Source organism: Paractinoplanes globisporus DSM 43857, from assembly GCF_000379645.1.
GTDB lineage: Bacteria > Actinomycetota > Actinomycetes > Mycobacteriales > Micromonosporaceae > Actinoplanes > Actinoplanes globisporus.
Genome location: NZ_KB903301.1, coordinates 79,056 through 98,848, shown reverse-complemented (window position 1 = coordinate 98,848; position 19,793 = coordinate 79,056). Strand labels below are relative to the sequence as shown.

The following is a 19,793-nucleotide window of genomic DNA, read 5'->3' as shown; positions in this document are numbered from 1 at the left end:
TCGCGGGGCGGTGTGTCGTCCCGCGCGCACCGGGGAGGCGCCGCCATGACCGACGACCACGCACGGGATTCCGAGGACAGGCTGCGGACGATCGGCGGCAACGTCCCGGTGCGGCTCGAGATCCCCGCGATCGACGTGCGTGCCGACGTGGTGCCGGTCGGGGCCCGGCCGGAGCGGGCGCTCGAGTCGCCGGCGCCGAGCGGGAACGCGCCCGTGGCGTGGTACCGGGAGTCGCCGGCGCCGGGGGAGACCGGCTCGGCGGTGATCGTCGGGCACGTCGAGGCCGCCCACGACGGGCCACCCGCCTTCTCCCGGCTGCGGCTGCTGCGGCCGGGTGACGAGATCCTCGTGGGGCGGGCGGACGGCGTCTCGGTGCGGTTCGTGGTCACCGGCGTGGCGCTCTATCCGACGAAGGCGTTCCCGAACGAGCGGGTCTACGGACCCCGCGAGCACCCCGAGTTGACGCTGGTCACCTTCGGGGGCGGCTTCGACCGCAACCGGCTCTCCTACACAACCAACCTCATCGTGTACGCCCGGAGCGTGCCCCGCTGATCCTCAGGGTGCGGGCTCGGCGGCCGATTCTGCGGCCGTGGAATGGGTACGGCGGATGCTGCCGTTGATCGGCGGCGCCCTGATCGTGGGCGTCGCGGGGATCCTTGCCGCCCCGATGCTGGCGGATCGGCTCGGCGGGGGATCGATCGGGATCGACTACCTGCCGCTGCGGCACGCGGCCGAGGCGTTGCTGGCCGGGCGCTCCGTCTTCACCGATCCGCTGTTCGTCTACCCGCCGACGGCCGCCGTCGCGCTGCTACCGGCCGCGCTCGGCTCGCCGGCCGCCGGGTTCGCCGGCTGGACGCTCGCCGGGATCGCGGCCCTGCTGCTCGCGGCGGTGGTCATCGCCGGCGCGGCCCCGCAGCGGCATCGGACCACCGTCTTCGGGATCGCCGCGATCGGGCTGCTCGGCAGCATGGTCGCCGCGCACTCCCTGCTCCTCGGCAACCTCAGCGTGCTGCTGGCGCCGGTCGCGGCCGGGGTGCTGCTCGCGTTCCGGCGGGACCGATGGGAGCTCGGATGCGGGCTGCTGGCGGCCTCGCTGCTGGTCAAGCCGCTGCTCGCGCCGCTGGTGCTGGTGCCGGTTCTCTACCGGCAGTGGCGGCCGCTGCTGCGGACGATGCTGCCCGCCGGCGCGCTGCTGCTGCTCGCGGTCGGGCTGGTGCCCGGCGGGTGGTCGTTCCCGCGCGTGCTGCGGTACTGCCTGACCGGGACGAACCTGCACGGCGCGAACGCGGTCAACAACCTGTCGCTGCGCGGGTGGGCCGAGTGGCACGGCGCGCCGCACGTGCTGGGCGTCGCGGCGGCCGCGGTCGCGCTGGCCGCGGTGGTGGCCGCGGTGGCGTGGCGGCTGCGCGCGGGTCCGCTGCCGTCGCCGATCTGGCTGGGCGCCGTGCTGATGTTCGGGACCTTCCTGGCCGGGGGCATCTCCGAGGTGCACTTCCTGCTCACCGGGTACGCCGTCGTCCTGCTGTTCCTCGTCGCCGACCGTCCGCCGGCGCGCTGGTTCGTGCCCGGGCTGGCGATGATCGCGCTTCCCGATCTCTTCCTGCCCTGGGCCACGACCCAGAACTGGCTGGTCGGGGCGGAACTGCTGCTCCTGGTGGTGCTGCTGCTCGCGCCCCCGGCCGGCCGGCGCCCAGCGTCAGTGCTCCTGGCGCCGGTGGCGGCCACCGCGTGACCCTCCCGGCTTCCCTCCAGCGGACATGGCGCCGCGTGGCCGCTCCGGCCTCCTTGCACACGCTCGTTCGTTACCGGCGGGTGGTGGCGGCGGTGGTTGCCGCGGTGGTCGGGGTGCTCACGGCGGACGTCCCGCCCGATCTCGCGGGCTTCGCGCAGGCGGCCGATCTGCTGTTGCGGGGGCGGTTCGCGGAGGTCTACGCGACGCCGTGGAACCAGGCCGGGCCGGCACAGCTGCTGATCAGCCGGGTCCTGGAGTTCGGCGTCGGCGAGCACGGCATGGCGTGGCCGGTGGCTGCGTTGTGGGGTGCGGCGCTGGTGACGGGCGTGATGTGGCTGTGCGGGCGGTTCCACCCCGGGGACCTGCGGCGCGAGGCGGTCGCGGCGCTGCTGGCCCTGCTCTGGGTGGCCGTGCCGATGCCGTGGTACGGGCATCCGCCCGAGATCCTGGTGCCGGTGCTCTGGGCGTACGGCATCGTCTGTCAAAGACGCGGCCGTGATGTCGCGGCAGCCGGCCTGCTCGCGCTCGGGATCGCGATCGCGCCGTGGGCGATTCTCGGCGTGCCGTGCCTGCTCGCCGGGTCCGGGCCGATCCGTGCCCTGCGCGCGGGGCTGCTCGCGGTAGCGCTGGGCGTGGCGTGCTACCTGCCGTTCGTGCTGACCGGGCAGTTCGCGATGTTCGCGATCAAGTGGCGGGTCGGGGTCGGCACCTTCGCCTCGCTGCTGGGGATCGAGCAGATCGGCTGGTGGATGCGGCCGCTGCAGGCCGCGATCGTGGCCGGCGGGGTGGCGCTGGTGGCCTGGCGGCTGCGGCGGTCGCCGGTGGCGGTCACGGCGGTCCCGCTGGCGGCCGCGTTGCTGCGGGTGACGACCGATCCGGTGACGCACGGCTACTACTGGTTCCCGGTGGCGATCGCGTCGTTGCTGTTCGTGGCCGTGAACGGGCGATGGGTGATCGCGGCGGCGCTGGGTTTCGTGGCGTTGCTGAGCGAGTCGTCGTGGTGGCCGCTGTGGGGCGGGGCGGCGTGCCTGGTGCTGCTGCTCGTGGCCGTCGGCGTCCTGCGTTTCACCGCTCGCCCATCGCTTGATCCCGTTGGATAGGTTGACGGCTGCCGATGTCTGCCGTCGTTCTGACCTCCCGGGGGAGCCACATGTCCATGCTATTTTCCCGCCGTTCCGCGCTCGGTCTGGGCGCCGCCACGGCCGCCGCGCTGGTGGGCTCGCCGGCCGCGGCTTCTTCGAGCGGGCCGGCGTGCATCCGCTCGGCGTACCAGCGGGAGAAGAAGAAGGCCGGCGGCACCTGGCACACGCACATCGCCGGGGTCGACGGGACCGGCGCCCCGGTCCCGATCGTCGAGGACGACGCCGACCACGTGACGCAGGGCTACAGCGTGCAGAAACTGGCCGTGGCCACCGCGGTCATGGACAAGATCGACCGTGGCGAGCTGACCCTCGGCCAGAAGCTCGACCTGCCCGCCGACATCATCCTGGGCGGCAGCGGCATCTACTTCCTGCACACCGTCTGGGGCGACGAGATCACGATCGCCAACTTCCTGACCGCGATGCTCCTGGTCTCCGACAACACGGCCGTCCGCATGTGCGGCCGCGTCGTCCCCGCCGCCGAGATCAACGAGATTCTGGCCGCGAAGGGCTTCGTCCACACCCGCGTCGAGCCGGTGGCCAACCCGAACCGCTTCTTCCTCGGCACCACCACCCCGCGCGAGATGCACGACCTCCTGTGGCGCCTGGCCACGAAGACCCTCCTGTCACCGGCCTCCTGCACTTTCCTCCTGAGCATCACCCGTTGGATCAACGGCTACATGGACGGCGTCCGCCGTGTCATGTCGTCCGAGGAGCGCAGCCGGGTAGCCACCAAGTACGGCGCCGACTTCAACACCCTCGGCGCCTCCCGCCACGAGGCCGGCATCATGTTCGGCCCCGACGGCCAGCCGAAGCTCACCTACGCCATGTTCGCCGAGGCCCTCGGCGACCTGGACAACTACGGCTCCACCCACCCCGCGGTCCAGGCACACGCCGTCATCGGCCGCACGATGCTCGACAACCTCCCTGCCGGCGCTCCGGCAACCGCAGCCGCAGCCGCCGCCGCTGCCTCCCGTGCCGACCAGCCGAAGCTCTTCACCCCGGTCAACGGCGGCTGACCACCGACCGTCGCCCCGCGACCGCGGGCGCCTGCGCCGAGCACCCGGATCCCGTCACCCCCGCGCTTAACGGCGGCTGATCCCCGGGCTGGTCATGGCGCTGCTGCTTGGCGGGCCGGGTCCGGTGTGGACGGTCCGACGACGCCCGTTTCGTAGGCGAGGATGACGGCCTGGACGCGGTCGCGGAGGCCGAACTTGCCGAGGATGCGGGCGACGTGCGTCTTCACCGTGGCCTCGGCCAGGTGCAGCTCGGTGGCAAACTCGGCGTTGGTCAGCCCGCGCGCTATGAGGACCAGCACCTCGTGCTCACGCGGGGTGAGCGCGGCCAGGCCGCGGTGGGCGGCCACGGCCGGCGCCTCCGGCCGGGCGAACCGCTCGACCAGCCGCCGCGTGATCGTCGGGGCGAGCAGCGCGTCCCCCGACCGGACCAGCCGCACCGCCGCCACCAGGTGCTCCGGCGAGACGTCCTTGAGCAGGAACCCACTGGCCCCGGCCGAGAGCGCCGCGTACACGTACTGGTCGAGGTCGAATGTGGTGAGGATCAGCACCCGCGGCGCCTCGGCCGTCCCGTCGAGGATCCGGCGAGTCGCCTCCAGCCCGACCCCGCTGCTGACCGCGGCCGGTGCGAAGATCGGGGACACCATCACGGTGACCGTTTCCGGTCATCGGATCCCGCTGCGGATCGTCGGCGAGGTCTTCTCCACCCGCAACCAGGGCATGCAGGTGTTCACCGACCTGCGCACGCTGACCGCGGTGTTGCCCGGCGCCACCCCGTTCGAGTACCGGGTGGCCGTTGCGTTCGGGGTGGACGTGGTGGCGTACACGAACAATCTTGACTCTGCCCTGCGATCGCTGGGGCTGAGCGCCGCGGTCAATGCGGCCGGACACAGCAGCACGCTGCTGGCTTTGAACACGCTGACCGTTTTTCTCACGGTGCTGCTGGTCGCCGTCGCCGCCCTCGGCATCCTCAACGCGGTGGTGCTCCAGACCCGGGAGCGGGTGCGGGAGTTGGGCGTCCACAAGGCGATCGGGATGACTCCGCGGCAGGCCGTCGCCGTCGTGCTGTCCTCGGTGATCCTGGTCGGACTGGTGGGCGGACTGGTCGGCGTTCCGGCCGGGGTGGCGCTGCACCGCGTGCTCATGCCCGCCATGGCCGGCAGCGCGGGCATCCGCCTCCCGCACGCGTTGCTCGAGGTCTACCAGCCGTGGTTGCTGGCCGTTCTGGCGGCGGGAGGTCTGCTGATCGCGATCGTGGGCGCCCTGCTTCCGGCGGGTTGGGCGGCCCGCCTGCGCACCGCGACCGCCCTCCGAACGGAGTGAACAGACGGCGTGGCCGATGAACGGGGCTCGAGTTCGGTAGCCGACAACGAGCGGCGGGTCGGCGTGGCCGGCGGGCATGATGAGCCGCGGAAAGGGGTGGACATGGAACGGACGGACGACCTGGACGGGCTGATCCGGCGCACCGCGGATGCGGCTTCGGCGATCATCCGGGGTGACATCCGGGGGTACCTCGCGCTGATTGTGCACAGCGACGACTACACGCTCATGCCGCCGGCGGGCGGCGAGACGGTGCGGGGCTTCGACGGCTCACCGGAGACCATCGAGTCGATGGAACGGTACTTCCGGAGCGGGGAGGCCCGGCTGGAGATCGTGGAGACCTACGCCTCGGGTGATCTCGCGGTGCTGGTCGGAGTCGAGCGGCAACACGGCGAGGTCGGCGATCTGCCGGATCAGGACCTGTCGCTACGGGTCACGCTGGTCTTCCGCCGCGACGGCGACTCGTGGCAGCTCGTGCACCGCCACGCCGACCCGCTCACACGCCGCATCACCGAGACGACGCTGGGCGCCCTGGCCCGCGGCGACGCGGCCTTGTAAGCGGGGCGGCCGGAAGGGAGCCGGGCCGTGGCGCGGCGGCACAGGCCCGCAGGCCCCGACGGCGCAGCACGAGCGGGCAGCAGCGCGGCGGAACCAGCGCCGGACGGGGCTGCGCGGCGGTGCGGGACCGGTGGCGCGGTGGTGCGGGAACGGGCCGCAGCCCGCCGGGGCGACGGCGCGGGAACGGGCGGCAGCCCGCCGGGGCGACGGTGCGGGGCCGGGCGGGGTCTTGGCGGGAGCCGCGCCTACCCGAGGCGCGGGCCGGTGAGCGGGTCCGGCTCGGTGACGCGGGGATCGTGGTGCAGGACGTGGCGGCGGGCGTCGCGGTGGGAGGCTCGGATGGCGTCGCCGCCGGCTCGCTTGGCCTCGTACATGGCCTGGTCGGCTCGTTGCAGGGCGTCGACCAGGGCGACGGCGGGGGCGGCGGCCATGCCGATGCTGATGGTGGCGGGGCAGTCGGGGAGGGCGCGCACGGCGGTGAGCATGCGGGCGGCCATCGACGCGGCCGTGGCCGGTGAGGCGTCGGGGAGCAGCACGCCGAACTCGTCGCCGCCGAGGCGGGCTATCAGGTCCGTGTCGCGTAGCTCGGCGGAGAGGGCGCGGGCTATCGAGCGCAGCGCCGTGTCGCCGGCGGGGTGGCCCAGGGTGTCGTTGATCTGTTTGAACTTGTCGGTGTCGATGATCATGACGGTCACGGCGCCGGGGAGAGTCTGCGCTCGGTGGATGGCCCGGTCGAAGGCCCGGCGGTTGGCGATGCCGGTGAGCGGGTCCAGGTCGGCGGCGCGGGTGGCCTGTTCGTGCTTGGCGCGCAGGGCCTCCAGCGACTTCAGCGTCGCGGCCGTGTGCAGGGTCTGCTGACGCTGGCGCCACATGGCCGCGGCCAGCGTGTCGCCGTAGGTGAGGCCGGCCTGCGCGTCCGCCGAGCCGCGGGCGGCCAGCAGCACGGCGTGGGTGCGGTGGGTCGCCGCGGTGATCAACCAGCCCGCGTCGGGTGGCAAAGCCGAAACCGCCGATGACATCACGACCAGCGCCTCGGCGAGGCGGCCGGAGCGTTTCAGGGCGACCGCGTGGAACGGGCGGCTGAACGCCAGGCGCGACTCCGCGATCCCGCGGACCTGCTGCGCCGCCAGGTACCGCGCGATGTCGACGGACGCGCCGGCGGGATCGGACCGGTCGGCCCGGGCGCACGCCGCCATCAGCAGCGCCATGTCGCGCCACGTGTCCGCCTCCGCGCCCGACGCCTCGGCGGCGCCTTGCCGGCCGAAGCGCTCCGCGGCCGTCGTGTGCTCCTCGGCCTCGGCGACCTCGTCCACCTGGTACAGCTCGAGCGCCCAGTGCAGGTGCATCTCGGCCAGGTTCGTGAGCCACATGGCCCGGTTGCCGTTCTGCTCCGGGTCGGCCGCGCTGATCTCGTACGCCGCCTCGAACTGCGGACCGGCCAGCTCGTACAGGCGAAGATTGAGGTAGCCGAGCGCGATCGCGACCCGGGCGTTGACCGCGGCCACCGGGTCGGAGCCGCCGCGCAGCGCCGCCTCGGCCGCGGACAGATCGCGCAGCGCCGCGTCCACGTCGTACTGGTCGTTGTCCACCTCGCCGAGCCGCAGCCGCTCCGACGACCTGGTCCCCAGCGCGCACGCCCGCCAGCCGTGGCTGCCCTCGGCCTCGGCCGCGCGCAGCATGAGCTCGACCTCCTCGAGCACCGCCGGCGTGTCACCACGGACGATCTGCACGACCACCCGGACGAAGCGCATGCACGCGAGATCGCCGCCGGGCGCGCGCATCAGCTCGGTGACCTCGGCCAGCACCTCGTCGGCCTCGCCGGCCTGCGCCCGTTCCAGCAGGCGCGCGGCTCGCCGCGAAGAGTCCTGCATCGGCGACGCTCCCCAGGGGCAACAACCAACTACCGACAGCTAGCGAATCAGAGCGATCAACCAGAGGCAAGCGCGGGCGTGGCGATCAGCGAGGAAGGTCGCGTTTAACTACCTTTCCGGTCGCGTTCCGGGGCAGTGCGGGCAGGAAGACGACGTCGCGCGGCACGCAGAAGCGGGCCCGATGACTGCGTACGTAGGAGCGGATGGTGTCCTCCTCCAGCGTCGCCGACTCGCGCAGCACGACGTAGGCGGCGAGCCGCTGGCCGTACTCGTCGTCGGGCACGCCGATCACCGCGCACTCGAGGATCTCGGGCAGGCCGGCGAGCAGGCCCTCGACCTCGGACGGGAAGACGTTCTCGCCGCCCGAGACGATCATGTCGTCCTCGCGGCCGTCGACGAAGACCCGCCCGGCCTCGTCGACGTGCCCGAGGTCGCCGGTGGCGAGCAGCCCGCCGTGCAGCTCGCGGCCGCTCCCGTTGGTGTAGCCCTCGAAGAGCATCTCGTTGCCGACGAACAGCCGCCCGGTCTCACCGGTCGGAACCGGCGTCCCGGACGGCGAGAGCACCGCCACCGCGGTCCCGTGCGGCGGCCGTCCCGCCGTGTCCGGAGCGGCCCGCAGGTCGGCCGGCGTGGCGATCGACGCCCACGACGCCTCGGTCGACCCGTACAGGTTGTACAGAATGTCTCCGTACCGGTCCATGAACCGCGTCGCCAGCCCGCCGGGCAGGGCCGAGCCGCTGACCGCGGCGATTTCCAGAGGTGGGAGAGCGAGTTCCGGTGGCAGCTCCAACAGGCTCTGCAGCATCACCGGTACGGCGATGAGCGCGGTGCAATCCTGATCGCGCATGAACGACAGTGACTCGAACGGCTCGAAGCGGCGCCGGAGAACGACCGTCGCCCGCAGCGCCAGCGCGATCTGCAGCCCCGCGAACCCCCAGGTGTGGAACAGCGGCGCCGCGATCATCATGCGGACGCCGCCGCGGAGCGGAATCCGGTCGATGATCGAGCAGAGCGGGCTGAACCCGCCGGGCGTCGGCCGCCGCGCACCCTTCGGCATCCCGGTCGTCCCCGAGGTCAACACGATCGTCCGCCCGGGCCGGGGCGGCGGCGACAACACGACCGGCGGCACCGAGTCGATCATCGCCAGGGTCCGATTGATCTCAATCGCACCGGCGAACCCGGATAAGAGCGCGGAGAACTCTTCATCGTGGACGACGACCTTGAGCCCCTGCGCCGCGGTGACGGCCGAGAGCTGCGAGGCGGACAACCCGGTGTTGACGAGCACCGGATCGGCCCCGACCGAGGCGATCGCGATCAGCACGACGATCATGTCGGCCGAGTTGCGGCAGAGGACCCCGACCCGGTCGCCCGCCGAGACCGGCAGAGCACCGGCGAGCCGGGAGGAACGATCGAGCAATTCCCCGTACGTGAAACACGCGCCCGCCGAATCGACCACCGCCACTCGCGACGGGGAGCGGGCCGCGGCCTGGCGCAGTTCGCCGGCCAGCCCGTAACCCCATTTCCCCAGTTCCCGGAACTGCCGCAGAATGTGGTGCGGCGGGCCGGGCTTGAGCAGCCCGCGCCGCGCCATGGTGGCGAGAACGAAGGGCGCGTCCATCACCTACTGAGCCCCTTCATCGGATGGGCATTCCCGAGATGGCCCGCGAGATGACCAGTCGCTGAATCTCGCTGGTCCCCTCGAAAATCGTGTAGATCTTGGCGTCCCGGAACATCCGCTCGACCGGGTGCTCCCGCAGATAACCCGCGCCGCCGAGCACCTGAATCGCCTTCTCGGTGACGGCGACCGCCACCTCGCCGGCCTTCAGCTTCGACATCGACCCCTCGCCGGCGGTGAACGGCCGGTCGTTGCGTCCCATCCACGCGGCGCGCCACACCAGCAGCCGGGCGGCATCGATCTCCATCTTCATGTCGGCGAGCGCGAAGGCGATCGCCTGGTTCTCGATGATGGGCCGCCCGAACTGCACCCGGTTCTTGGCGTATTCGAGCGCGTACTCATACGCGGCCCGGGCGATGCCGATCGCCTGGGCGCCCACCGCCGGCCGCGACAATTCAAACGTGCGCATGGCCGCCTGCCGCGAGGCCCGCTGCCCCGAACGCGCCCGCGCGAGCCGTTCGTCGAGAGCCTCCTTGCCCCCGAGCAGGCACCGCCCCGGCACCCGCACATCGTCGAGGAAAACGTCGGCCGTGTGCGAGGCGCGCAGCCCGAGCTTCTTCAGCTTCTTGGTTCCGACCAGGCCCGGCGTCCCCGGCGGCACGATGAACGCGGCCTGCCCGCGCGACCCGAGCGACGGATCCACCGACGCCGTCACGACGTGCACGTTGGCGATGCCACCGTTGGTCGCGTAGGCCTTCTGGCCGTTCAGCACCCATTCGTCGGTCGCCTCGTGATAAACGGCCCGCGACTTCATCGATGCGACGTCGGACCCGGCCTCGGGCTCGGTGCTGCAGAACGCGCCGACCGCGGGCGAGGCCACGTCCCCGAAGCACTGCGGCACCCATTCGACGAGCTGATCGGGCGTACCCGAGCCGTAGATCGCCGCCACCGCGAGCGACGTCCCGGAAATCGCCATCGCGATTCCGCCGTCGCCCCAGAACAGCTCCTCGTTGGAGATCGGCATGCTCAGCCCGGTCGTGTCCGACCAGGTGTTCACGAGAAACTCGAACCCATAGAGCCCGATCTTTGCCGCTTCCTGCAGGATCGGCCAGGGAGTCTCCTCGCGTTCGTCCCATTCGGACGCGGCGGGCCGGATCACGCCCTCGGCGAATCCGTGCACCCACTCCCGCAGGTCGTTTTGCTCCTCGTTCAGGTCGAGCCAGAACTCCATGCGCGCGGACACCCCTCGGACGACGCCGGTTTGTACTCGCCGGTAACGTTACGGTGGCGTAACTTGGCCCGCAAGATGCGGACGCTTCCCGTCCACCCGGAAATCCCAATGGCCGGCGGAGTCACGCGGCACGGCGGTGAATCCGACCGTCGACGGCAGCAGAATCGGCTGCTTGAACGCCACGTCGGCGATGTACTCCGTGGGCAGCCGCCCGTCCAGGGCAGCGATCGCGCGCGCCTTGGTCCACATGCCGTGCGCGATCGGCCGCGGAAAGCCGAACAGCCGCGCCCCGATCCGCGACGTGTGAATCGGATTGCGATCCCCGGAAACCTCGGCGTAGTCGGTCCCGGTCCGGGCCGGCACTTTCCATTTCGCCGTCGGATCCGGCGTGGGTGGGTGGTCGCGCTTGGCGTGCCCCTCGCTCTTTCCGGCGTTTTTCCGCAGGTACGTCGAGACACCCGTCCACACGTTCTCGCCGGAGGCGAATGCGGTCGCCACCACGTCGAACACCCGCCCGCGATCGTGTGAACGCAGGTTCTCGGCCCGCACCAGCAGGTCGAGCGGTTCGCCGGCGTCCATCGCACGCCGCACGGTGATCCGGTTCGCGACGTGCACGATTCCCACCGCCGGAAACGGGAAGTCGGACGCGGTCATCAGCGTCATCGCCAGCGGAAACGCCAGCACATGCGGATACGTGGCCGGGAGCGTGTCGGAGAGCCGGAACCCGCAGACGCGGTCGTAACGCGCCAGGTGGTCTCGATCGACCGTGACGCCGCGCCGCACGATCTCGCGGTCGGGCAGGTCGTGGCCGCGCCGCGCGGGCAGCAGTCCGAGTGCCGCCCTCAGGTAGATGCCCGACGGGTCCGAGTCCAGCTCGACGACGGCCATCTCAGGCGCCCAGCAGGCTCTGCCCGCAGACCCGCACCACGTTGCCGGTGACGGTCGCCGAACCGGGGGAGGCGTACCAGGAGATCGTCTCGGCCACGTCGACCGGCAGCCCGCCCTGCGACATGCTGTTCATCCGGCGGCCGGCCTCGCGCAGGAACAGCGGCATCTTCGCCGTCATCGCCGTCTCGATGAAGCCCGGCGCCACCGCGTTGATCGTGATGCCGCGCCCGGCCAGGACCGGCGCCATCGACTGCACGAGGCCGATCACGCCGGCCTTGCTGGTGGCGTAGTTGGTCTGGCCGCGGTTGCCGGCGATCCCGGCGATCGAGGCGACCCCGATGAGCCGGCCGCCCTGGTTGATCAGGTCGCGTTCGAGCAGCAGGTCGTTGATCCGCTCCTGGCTGGAGAGGTTCACGTCGAGCACCGAGTCCCAGCGGCTCTCGTCCATCCGGGCGATCGTCTTGTCCCGGGTGATGCCGGCGTTGTGCACGAGGATGTCGAGGCCGATGAGGTGCCCGGCGAGCCGCTCGGGCGCGTCGGGGGCGGTGAGGTCGAGCTGGACGGCCCGGCCGCGGACGTCGTTGGCCACCCCGGCCAGCGCGTCCCCGGCGCCCGGCACGTCCAGCACGATCACGTCGGCGCCGTCGCGGGCCAGCACCCGGGCGATGGCCGCGCCGATGCCCCGGGCGGCCCCGGTGACCAGCGCCGTCTTGCCGGCGAGCGGGCGGTCCCAGTCGGCCGGGCTGGGCGCGTTGCCCGCGCCGACGTGGATGACCTGACCCGAGACGTACGCGGAACGCCCGCTGAGCAGGAAGCGCAGGGTGGACTCGACAGCGGCCTCGCCGCCGGGCGCCACGTACACGAGCTGGCTGGTGATGCCCCGCCCGAACTCCTTGCCGATGCTGCGGGTCAGCCCCTCGAGGGCACGCTGGGCGGTGGCCTCGCGCGGGGTGCCGGCCGCCGACGGCGGAGTGCCGAGCACGACGACCCGGCCCGAGCTCATCAGCGACCGCGCGACCGGATGGAAGTAGTCGTAGAGGGCGCGCAGCCCGCCCGAGTCGGTGATGCCGGTCGCGTCGAAGACCAGAGCACCGTATTTCACCTGCTCGTCCGCGGTGTCGGTGGTCTCGACGCCGGCCGCCTCGAGCAGCTTGCCGACCGGTCCCGCCAGCCGTCCGCCGTCGGCCGCGCCGAGCAGCACCGGGCCGTTCGTGAGCGGGTCACCCGGCCGGTGGCGCCGCAGGCGGGGCGGGTCGGGCAACCCGAGCCGCTTGACCACGCCACGGCCCACGCCAGAGTTCGCGAAGTTCGCGTACCTGTCTCCCATGCGCGTAGCCTACTCGTCAGTAGGGTCCTGTCATGAAGGAGATTGCCGTGCAGAGCGTGCGTCGCGTCGCCGTGCTGGGTGGAAACCGGATCCCGTTCGCCCGCTCCAACAGCAAGTACGCCGAGGCCTCGAACCAGGACATGCTGACCGCCGCGCTCGACGGCCTGGTCGCCCGGTTCGGCCTCGCCGGCGAGCGGCTCGGCGAGGTGGTGGCCGGCGCCGTGCTCAAGCACTCCCGCGACTTCAACCTCACCCGCGAGACCGTGCTCGGCTCCCGCCTCGACCCGCGCACCCCGGCATACGACATCCAGCAGGCCTGCGGCACCGGCCTCGAGGCCGCGATCCTGGTCGCCAACAAGATCGCGCTGGGCCAGATCGAGGCCGGCGTGGCCGGCGGCGTCGACACCACCTCCGATGCCCCGCTGCAGCTCAACGAGGACATGCGGCGCGCGCTGCTCGCCCTCAACCGGGCCCGCAACCTTCAGGACCGGCTGAAGGCGGTCGCGCGCCTGCGCCCGCAGCAGGCGTTCCAGCCCGCCGTCCCGCGCAACGCCGAGCCGCGCACCGGGCTCTCCATGGGTGACCACGCCGCGATCACGGCCCTGAAATGGGGCATCCCGCGCGAGGCCCAGGACGAACTGGCGCTCGCGTCGCATCGGCGTCTTGCCGACGCGTACGGGAAAGGCTTCTTTGATGATCTTGTGACGCCCTATCTGGGGCTCACGCGGGACCAGAACCTGCGGCCCGACACGACGATCGAGAAGCTCGCGACGCTCAAGCCGGTCTTCGGCCGGGAGGACGCGACGATGACCGCGGGCAACTCGTCACCGCTCACCGACGGCGCCTCGACCGTGCTGCTGGCGAGCGAGGAGTGGGCCGAGCGGCACAAACTGCCGGTGCAGGCCTGGTTCGTCGACGCCGAGGACGCCGCGGTCGACTTCGTGCACGGCGAGGAGGGCCTGCTCATGGCCCCGGCCTACGCGGTGCCCCGGCTGCTGGCCCGCAACGGGCTCACCCTGCAGGACTTCGACTTCTACGAGATCCACGAGGCGTTCGCGTCGCAGGTGCTGGCCACGCTCGCGGCCTGGGAGTCGCCGTCGTTCTGCAAGGAGAAGCTCGGCCTCGACGCGCCGCTCGGCTCGATCGACCGGGCCAAGCTCAACGTCAACGGCTCCTCGCTCGCCGCCGGGCACCCGTTCGCGGCCACCGGCGGCCGGATCGTGGCGACGCTCGCCAAGCTGCTGGCCGACAAGGGTGAAGGCCGCGGGCTGATCTCGATCTGCGCGGCCGGCGGTCAGGGCGCGGTGGCCATCCTGGAGCGCTGAAGCCGGGCCGCGAACTCCTCCGGCGGCATCGGCTTGCCGAACAGGTAGCCCTGCAGCATCGGGCAGCCGGCCTCGCGGAGGGCGGCCACGTCGGCCTCCTTCTCGACGCCCTCGGCCACCGCCGACATGCCCAGCGACCGGGCCAGCCAGAGCACGGCCTGGATGATCGACGTCTTCTTCGGGTCGTCGGCGAGCCCGGCCACGAACGAGCGGTCCAGCTTGACCACGTCGGCCGGGACCGACTGCAGCCAGGTGAGCGAGCTGTAGCCGGTGCCGAAGTCGTCCAGCGCGATGCGTACGCCCAGACCCTTGATGGTCTCCAGACGCTCCTGCACGTCGACCGACGAGACCAGCAGCGCGGTCTCGGTGATCTCCAGGATCAGGCGCTGCGGGTCGAGCTCGGGCGTCGCCGCGAGAAGATCCGCGAGCAGCGGTACGAAGTCCGGCTCGGCCAGCTGACGCGGGCTCACGTTCACCGACACGTAGCGCAGCTCGTGCCGCCACGCCACCAGGTGCCGCAGCGCCTCGATCAGCACGTGCTCGCCGAGCGGCACGATGAGGCCGGTCTCCTCGGCGGCCGGGATGAACCGGTTCGGCCCGAGGATCTCGCCCTCGGGCGTCCGCATGCGCACCAGCGTCTCCGCGCCCATGACCTCGCCGGTCGCGGCCGACACGATCGGCTGGAACCAGACCGGCAGCGTCTGGCGGCGATCGCCGTCGAGCGCCTGGCGCAGCAGCTTCTCGCCCGCGATCCGCTCGTGCACGGCGACCCGCATCTGGTCGCTGAACACCTTCATCCGGTTGCCGCCGTTGCGTTTCGCCGCGTACATCGCGGTGTCCGCGGCCAGGACCGCGTCCTCGGCGTGCGCGGCGTCGGCGGTCACGGCCAGCCCGACGCTCGCCGACAGCGCCAGCACGTTGCCGGCGACCGGCAGCGGCTCGGCGAGCTCGGTCACGATGGCGTGCCCGAGCGGCGCGCCCGCCTCGAGCCCGCCGGGCAGCGCCACCACGAACTCGTCGCCGCCGAAGCGGGCCAGCAGCGCCCCGGGCGGGACCAGCGCGCGCAGCCGGGCCGCGATCGAGCGCAGCACGAGGTCGCCGGCCGAGTGCCCGGAGCCGTCGTTCACCGACTTGAACCGGTCGACGTCGAGGTAGAGGATGCTCGCCGGCCCGGGCCGCGCCGCCATCATCGCGGCCAGGTCCTGGTCGAAGCCCCCGCGGGAGAGCAGCCCGGTCAGCGAGTCGTGCCGCACCTGGTGCCGCAGTTCCTCCTGGTGCCGGTACATCGCGGTCACGTCCACGCAGTGCACCACGATCAGCCGGAGCCGGCCGTCGCGGTCGTGCAGCGCGGTGCTGTGCACCTCGACCCACATGGTGGAGCCGTCGTCGTGCCGGCGATAGGCCCGGGTCTGCTGGTCCGAGCCGCGCTGGATCAGCTCGCCGAACAGCGGCGGCAGGTTCTCGATCGCGGTGATCGGCAGGTCCTTGACCCCGAAGCCGTCCGGCAGCTGCGCGGGCAGGCGCATCCAGGTCCGGTACGCGGCGTTGATGCGCAGCAGCCGGCCGTCCGGGGCGATCATCGCCATCGGCACGGGCGTCTCCTCGAACGCGATCGTCAGCCGCGCCTCGCTGTCGTCGAGGTTCTCCTGGGCGCGCCGCTCCTCGGCCGCGGTGAGATACCAGCCGACCACCTGGAACGTCGCGGCCAGCAACACCGCGACGCCGTGCAGCACCGCCCAGACCAGCGGGCTCAGCGCGATGTCGTGGTGGCTGTGGTCGAAGGTGCGGTCGTTGACGATCGTGCCGAAGACGCTGTGGTGCAGCGTGGTGGCGACCAGGAACATGCCGAACGGCGCCCAGTCCCGGTAGAGGGAGAGCGCGGCGACCGCGATGAAGAACGTGAAGTGCGCCTCGGTGAGGCCGTGGCACATGGCCACGAAGCCGCCGCAGGCCGCGGTGAGGCCGAGGGCGACCGCGACCGACGGCAGCCGGCGGCCGGGCAGCCGGGCCGCGGCGAGCACGCACGGCAGCACCAGCAGCACGGTGAAGAGCCAGGATCTGGTCAGACCGTCGGTCAGCGCGCCGAAAATCGTTAGACCGATGACGGTGGCGGCGAGCAACATGGCCAGCAGCCGATGGCGGCGGGCCCAGTCCTCGTCCCGGAGCCGGCCCGCGTTGCGCAGCCAGCCCAGTCTCCCGGTGGTCACGTGCATTTGATCGGCGCGTCATCTGCCCGGACCAGGATCTCGCCGGGTGCACGTGGGTTGCGCCACATTCCGATACGGATACGTTCCGTTTCGCCGGACGACGGCATAGTGTGATCGACGGATACGGAACCGTCTCGTTTCGAAAATGCGGGGAACCCACATGGACACACCAGCCGCTACTCCCCAGACCGGGCATCCCCGGCGCTGGGTGATCCTCGGCGTCCTGGTCATCAGCCTGCTGGTGGTCGTGCTCGACAACACGGTGCTCAACGTCGCATTGCGCACCATCGCCGACCCGGAGCACGGCCTCGGCGCCACCCAGAGCCAGCTCGAGTGGGCCATCAACTCGTACACCCTGGTCTTCGCCGGCCTGCTGTTCACCGCCGGCATCCTCGCCGACCGGCTCGGCCGCCGGATCACCCTGATCACCGGCCTCGCCCTGTTCGGCATCGCCTCGCTGACCTCCGCGTACGCGGGCTCGGCCGACCAGCTGATCGCCGCCCGGGCCCTGATGGGTCTCGGTGCCGCGGCCGTCATGCCGGCCACGCTCTCGATCATCGCGAACGTCTTCGCCCCGCAGGAGCGCGGCAAGGCGATCGGCGTCTGGGCCGGCGCGGTCGGCCTCGGCGTCGCGATCGGCCCGATCGTCGGCGGCCTGCTCCTCGAGCACTTCTGGTGGGGCTCGGTCTTCCTCATCAACGTGCCGATCGTGGTCGTCGGCATCGTCCTCGGCCTGGTCATCATCCCGGAGTCGCGAGACCCCAAGCCGGGTCGCATCGACGTGGTCGGTGTGCTCCTGTCGATCATCGGCATCGGCCTGCTCACGTACGGCGTGATCAAGGGTGGCGAGGACGGCTTCGGCGACACGCTCGCCTGGGCCCCGCTGGTCGCCGCGGCCGTCGTGCTCGCCGGCTTCGTCGCCTGGGAGCGGCGGGTCGCGTTCCCGTCGCTGGACGTGCGGCTCTTCACGAACAAGACCTTCGCCGCCTCGACCGGCATGATCGGCCTGGTCTTCTTCGCGGCCATGGGCGCGATGTTCTTCGGCGCCTTCTACCTGCAGCTGGTCCGCGGCTACGGCCCGCTCGCCTCCGGCGCGCTGTTCGTCCCGTTCGCGGTCGCCCAGATGGTGTTCGCACCGCGCAGCGCGGCCATGGTCAAGCGGTTCGGGCCGAAGGCGGTCAGCACCACCGGCCTGCTGCTCGTCGCGGTCGGCCTGGCGTCCTGGCTCTTCATCGGCGCCACCACGCCGATCTGGATCGTCGGTGCGGCGTTCTTCCTGATGGGCGTCGGCATGGCCAACGTGATGCCGTCGGCCACCGAATCGATCATGGCGTCGCTGCCGCGGGAGAAGGCCGGCGTCGGCTCCGCGGTCAGCAACACCATCCGCCAGCTGGGTGGCGCGCTCGGCGTCGCCGCGCTCGGCGCGATCCTCTCCTCGGTGTACCGCGACCACCTCGGCAGTGCGACCGACGGCCTCCCGGCCGCCGCGTCGGACGCCGCCCGCGAGTCCATCTCCGGGGCGTACGCGGTCGCCGAGAAGGCCGGCGCCGCCGGTCCGGCCCTGATCAACAGTGCCAACGACTCGTTCCTCACCGCGATGCACTACGCATCGATCGGCAGCGTCATCGTGGCCCTGCTCGGCGCGGTGGTCGCGCTGATGTGGCTGCCCGGCAAGCGTCCGGCGACCGCTCCGGTCCCCTCCACGGCGGAAGGTCTCGCCGAGGAGCAGGGCGTGGAACTGGTCGAGGCGTAACCCTTAAGTAACAATGAACGCCATGACCACGGCTGTTACCGAGACCGGCCAGGAGCGCAAGGCTCCTGGCCGGCCCCGCAGCGCGCAGGCCGACGAGGCCATCCTCGATGCCGTGCTCGAGCTGCTCGGCGGCGGGCACAGTGTCGCCGCCATCTCGATCGAGGCGGTCGCCGCCAAGGCGGGAGTCGGCAAGGCAACCATCTACCGCCGCTGGCCGAACAAGGAAGCGCTGATCATCGACGCGGTGGCGTCGATGAAGGGGCCGCTGCCCGTGCCGGTCGGCGAGTCGGTCCGCGACGACCTGGTGATGCTGCTGAAGGCGTCGCGGACGGGCCGTTCCCTGCGGTACGGGCAGGTCACGGTCTGCCTGCTTCCGGAATTCCTCAAGGACGAGCATCTGCACGACATGTGGCGGGCGGTCATGGAGCCGCGGCGCGACGTGATGCGTCAGGTGCTGCGGCGCGGGATCGCCAAGGGGGAACTGCGGGCTGACCTCGACGTCGAGCTCTCGCTCCTGATGATCAACGGCCCGTCGATGATGCAGAACATGCTCCAGTGGAACCCGGCCGTCCCGCCGGAGGGTTTCGCCGAGGCGCTGGTCGACGCCTTCCTGCGGGGCGCTGCCGCCTGACTCAGGCCGCGGCCTTCTGGCCGCGGTAGGCGAGGCGGGCGACCGTGTTGCGGAGGGCGATGCCCGGCCGGGTGCTGGGCACGACCAGAGCGGCGGCGAAGCGGGCGGCCCGGCCCTTCGCGTCGGTGCGGCGGCGGTGCTCGGCCTCGTACCGCTGGAGGGCGGTCGCCGGGTCGCCGTCGCGCAGAGCGCCGGCCAGGGTGCGGGCGCCGGCCATCGCCATGCTCGACCCGTCGCCGAACAGTGAGATCGAGGCGGCCGCGTCGCCCAGCAGCGTGATGCGGCCGCTCGACCAGCTCGGCAGCACGACCTTGCTGACGCTGTCGAAATACAGGTCATCGGCCTCGCGGACCCGATCCAGGAACTCGGGCACGCGCCAGGCGGTGTCTTTCCCGTACGCCTCGAGCAGCACCCGGCGATGCAGCGCGGTGTCGCGATGGTCGAAGCCGGGGATGGCCCGCCCGCGGAAGATGAACGCCAGCAGGGCGTGGTCGCGGGACGGGTGCACCGAGAGCAGCCGGCCGGGGGTGTTGTACATGAGCGCCTCGTCGGGGTGGTCGACCGGCTCGCCCAGCGGCAGCGTGCCCACGTAGACGCCGAGGTGGCGGACGAACCGCTCCTCGGGGCCGAACGCCAGCCGGCGCACGGTCGAGTGCAGGCCGTCGGCGCCGACGACCAGGTCGAAGCGGCGCGGCGCGGACCGCTCGAAGGTGACGTCGACGCCGTCCGGGTCGGGCGCGAGCTCGGTGATCGTGTCGTCGAAGACGAACTCCGCGTGGTCGCGTGCCGCCCCGTACACGATGGAAGCGAGATCGGCCCGCGGAACCTCGATCTCCTCGGTGCCGGCCGCGCTGCGGCTCGCGGGCATCGGGATGCGGCGCCCGCGACGGCCGCGCGAGTCGATCAGGCGCATCGCGGTGACCGTGGTGGCCGCCTCGCGCAGGCGGGGCACGATGCCCATCTCCTCGGCGACGGGGAGGGCGGGGCCGCGCACGTCGACCGGGTTGCCGCTCGAGCGCTGGCCCTGCGCGCGCTCGACGACGGTGGGCTGGAACCCGGCACGGGTCAGCCAGTAGGCCAGAGTCGGACCGGCCACGCCGGCTCCTGAGATCAGTACGGTTCGCATGTCCTCACGATAACCGCATCGAGTGCAAAACTGCAACGAGTGCAGATTGGCGTT

Annotated in this window: 17 protein-coding genes; 9 read left to right on the top strand and 8 right to left on the bottom strand. The window is 71.9% G+C overall.

Annotated features, from left to right (window positions below; translation table 11 throughout):
- Nucleotides 1-45 precede the first annotated feature (45 nt).
- The 4 genes from A3CQ_RS53050 (at nt 46) to A3CQ_RS0115770 (ending at nt 3,890) form a co-directional block, all read left to right on the top strand.
- Nucleotides 46-552 carry a sortase domain-containing protein gene (locus A3CQ_RS53050; RefSeq protein WP_020511908.1) on the top strand — a complete coding sequence of 169 codons (507 nt, stop codon included), beginning with the start codon at nt 46-48 and terminating at the stop codon, nt 550-552.
- Nucleotides 553-589: 37 nt separating this feature from the next.
- Nucleotides 590-1,732 (top strand): glycosyltransferase 87 family protein, encoded by a 1,143-nt coding sequence (locus tag A3CQ_RS0115780; protein ID WP_157295928.1) that lies wholly within the window; start codon nt 590-592, stop codon nt 1,730-1,732.
- Between the two features lie 83 nt (nt 1,733-1,815).
- On the top strand, nt 1,816-2,832 hold the full coding sequence (locus A3CQ_RS0115775; RefSeq protein ID WP_169516280.1) for a hypothetical protein: 1,017 nt from the start codon (nt 1,816-1,818) through the stop codon (nt 2,830-2,832).
- Between the two features lie 50 nt (nt 2,833-2,882).
- Nucleotides 2,883-3,890, top strand: a complete 1,008-nt coding sequence (locus A3CQ_RS0115770) for a serine hydrolase (protein WP_020511905.1) — start codon at nt 2,883-2,885, stop codon at nt 3,888-3,890.
- A 92-nt stretch (nt 3,891-3,982) separates the two neighbouring features.
- On the opposite strand, the gene A3CQ_RS53045 is transcribed toward A3CQ_RS0115770, so the two are convergent.
- On the bottom strand, nt 3,983-4,534 hold the full coding sequence (locus tag A3CQ_RS53045; protein WP_020511904.1) for a LuxR C-terminal-related transcriptional regulator: 552 nt from the start codon (nt 4,532-4,534) through the stop codon (nt 3,983-3,985).
- 4 nt (nt 4,535-4,538) lie between these two features.
- Between A3CQ_RS53045 and A3CQ_RS0115760 the strand changes: the two genes are divergently transcribed.
- Both A3CQ_RS0115760 and A3CQ_RS0115755 read left to right on the top strand, forming a co-directional pair.
- The gene (locus A3CQ_RS0115760) at nt 4,539-5,210 is read left to right on the top strand and encodes an ABC transporter permease (protein ID WP_020511903.1); all 672 of its coding nucleotides are present in this window, start codon (nt 4,539-4,541) and stop codon (nt 5,208-5,210) included.
- A 102-nt stretch (nt 5,211-5,312) separates the two neighbouring features.
- The gene (locus A3CQ_RS0115755) at nt 5,313-5,765 is read left to right on the top strand and encodes a YybH family protein (RefSeq protein WP_020511902.1); all 453 of its coding nucleotides are present in this window, start codon (nt 5,313-5,315) and stop codon (nt 5,763-5,765) included.
- A 245-nt stretch (nt 5,766-6,010) separates the two neighbouring features.
- Here A3CQ_RS0115755 and A3CQ_RS0115750 read toward each other — a convergent pair whose 3' ends face one another.
- The 5 genes from A3CQ_RS0115750 to A3CQ_RS0115730 all read right to left on the bottom strand — a co-directional run bounded on the left by A3CQ_RS0115750 (nt 6,011) and on the right by A3CQ_RS0115730 (nt 12,697).
- A complete protein-coding gene (locus A3CQ_RS0115750) occupies nt 6,011-7,636 on the bottom strand; it encodes a GGDEF domain-containing protein (RefSeq protein ID WP_020511901.1) in 1,626 nt (541 codons plus the stop codon).
- Between the two features lie 85 nt (nt 7,637-7,721).
- Complete coding sequence (locus A3CQ_RS0115745) at nt 7,722-9,254, bottom strand: AMP-binding protein (RefSeq protein ID WP_020511900.1); 1,533 nt, start codon at nt 9,252-9,254, stop codon at nt 7,722-7,724.
- Nucleotides 9,255-9,270: 16 nt separating this feature from the next.
- The gene (locus A3CQ_RS0115740; protein ID WP_020511899.1) at nt 9,271-10,482 is read right to left on the bottom strand and encodes an acyl-CoA dehydrogenase family protein; all 1,212 of its coding nucleotides are present in this window, start codon (nt 10,480-10,482) and stop codon (nt 9,271-9,273) included.
- Nucleotides 10,483-10,530: 48 nt separating this feature from the next.
- Nucleotides 10,531-11,370 carry a MaoC family dehydratase gene (locus A3CQ_RS0115735; protein ID WP_020511898.1) on the bottom strand — a complete coding sequence of 280 codons (840 nt, stop codon included), beginning with the start codon at nt 11,368-11,370 and terminating at the stop codon, nt 10,531-10,533.
- A 1-nt stretch (nt 11,371) separates the two neighbouring features.
- Complete coding sequence (locus A3CQ_RS0115730; RefSeq protein ID WP_026205741.1) at nt 11,372-12,697, bottom strand: 3-oxoacyl-ACP reductase; 1,326 nt, start codon at nt 12,695-12,697, stop codon at nt 11,372-11,374.
- A 47-nt stretch (nt 12,698-12,744) separates the two neighbouring features.
- Between A3CQ_RS0115730 and A3CQ_RS0115725 the strand changes: the two genes are divergently transcribed.
- Entirely contained in the window at nt 12,745-14,022 is a 1,278-nt protein-coding gene (locus A3CQ_RS0115725) for an acetyl-CoA C-acetyltransferase (RefSeq protein WP_026205740.1), read from the top strand.
- Here A3CQ_RS0115725 and A3CQ_RS0115720 read toward each other — a convergent pair.
- Entirely contained in the window at nt 13,992-16,235 is a 2,244-nt protein-coding gene (locus A3CQ_RS0115720) for a putative bifunctional diguanylate cyclase/phosphodiesterase (RefSeq protein ID WP_020511895.1), read from the bottom strand. The genes A3CQ_RS0115725 and A3CQ_RS0115720 overlap by 31 nt on opposite strands.
- A 154-nt stretch (nt 16,236-16,389) precedes the next feature.
- Between A3CQ_RS0115720 and A3CQ_RS0115715 the strand changes: the two genes are divergently transcribed.
- Together A3CQ_RS0115715 and A3CQ_RS0115710 are read left to right on the top strand one after the other, a co-directional pair.
- Nucleotides 16,390-17,982: an MFS transporter gene (locus tag A3CQ_RS0115715; RefSeq protein WP_026205739.1), complete on the top strand. Its 1,593-nt coding sequence runs from the start codon at nt 16,390-16,392 to the stop codon at nt 17,980-17,982.
- A 22-nt stretch (nt 17,983-18,004) separates the two neighbouring features.
- Nucleotides 18,005-18,613 carry a TetR/AcrR family transcriptional regulator gene (locus tag A3CQ_RS0115710; protein ID WP_245577242.1) on the top strand — a complete coding sequence of 203 codons (609 nt, stop codon included), beginning with the start codon at nt 18,005-18,007 and terminating at the stop codon, nt 18,611-18,613.
- 1 nt (nt 18,614) lies between these two features.
- Here A3CQ_RS0115710 and A3CQ_RS0115705 read toward each other — a convergent pair whose 3' ends face one another.
- A complete protein-coding gene (locus A3CQ_RS0115705; protein ID WP_026205738.1) occupies nt 18,615-19,739 on the bottom strand; it encodes an FAD-dependent monooxygenase in 1,125 nt (374 codons plus the stop codon).
- Nucleotides 19,740-19,793 lie beyond the last annotated feature (54 nt).

Coding starts and splice junctions, on each gene's coding strand:
- A3CQ_RS53050 (WP_020511908.1), top strand. CDS start 46: ATGACCGACGACCACGCACGGGATTCCGAGGACAGGCTGCGGACGATC.
- A3CQ_RS0115770 (WP_020511905.1), top strand. CDS start 2,883: ATGTCCATGCTATTTTCCCGCCGTTCCGCGCTCGGTCTGGGCGCCGCC.
- A3CQ_RS53045 (WP_020511904.1), bottom strand. CDS start 4,534: ATGGTGTCCCCGATCTTCGCACCGGCCGCGGTCAGCAGCGGGGTCGGG.
- A3CQ_RS0115755 (WP_020511902.1), top strand. CDS start 5,313: ATGGAACGGACGGACGACCTGGACGGGCTGATCCGGCGCACCGCGGAT.
- A3CQ_RS0115750 (WP_020511901.1), bottom strand. CDS start 7,636: ATGCAGGACTCTTCGCGGCGAGCCGCGCGCCTGCTGGAACGGGCGCAG.
- A3CQ_RS0115745 (WP_020511900.1), bottom strand. CDS start 9,254: ATGGACGCGCCCTTCGTTCTCGCCACCATGGCGCGGCGCGGGCTGCTC.
- A3CQ_RS0115740 (WP_020511899.1), bottom strand. CDS start 10,482: ATGGAGTTCTGGCTCGACCTGAACGAGGAGCAAAACGACCTGCGGGAG.
- A3CQ_RS0115735 (WP_020511898.1), bottom strand. CDS start 11,370: ATGGCCGTCGTCGAGCTGGACTCGGACCCGTCGGGCATCTACCTGAGG.
- A3CQ_RS0115730 (WP_026205741.1), bottom strand. CDS start 12,697: ATGGGAGACAGGTACGCGAACTTCGCGAACTCTGGCGTGGGCCGTGGC.
- A3CQ_RS0115720 (WP_020511895.1), bottom strand. CDS start 16,235: ATGCACGTGACCACCGGGAGACTGGGCTGGCTGCGCAACGCGGGCCGG.
- A3CQ_RS0115715 (WP_026205739.1), top strand. CDS start 16,390: ATGGACACACCAGCCGCTACTCCCCAGACCGGGCATCCCCGGCGCTGG.
- A3CQ_RS0115710 (WP_245577242.1), top strand. CDS start 18,005: ATGACCACGGCTGTTACCGAGACCGGCCAGGAGCGCAAGGCTCCTGGC.
- A3CQ_RS0115705 (WP_026205738.1), bottom strand. CDS start 19,739: ATGCGAACCGTACTGATCTCAGGAGCCGGCGTGGCCGGTCCGACTCTG.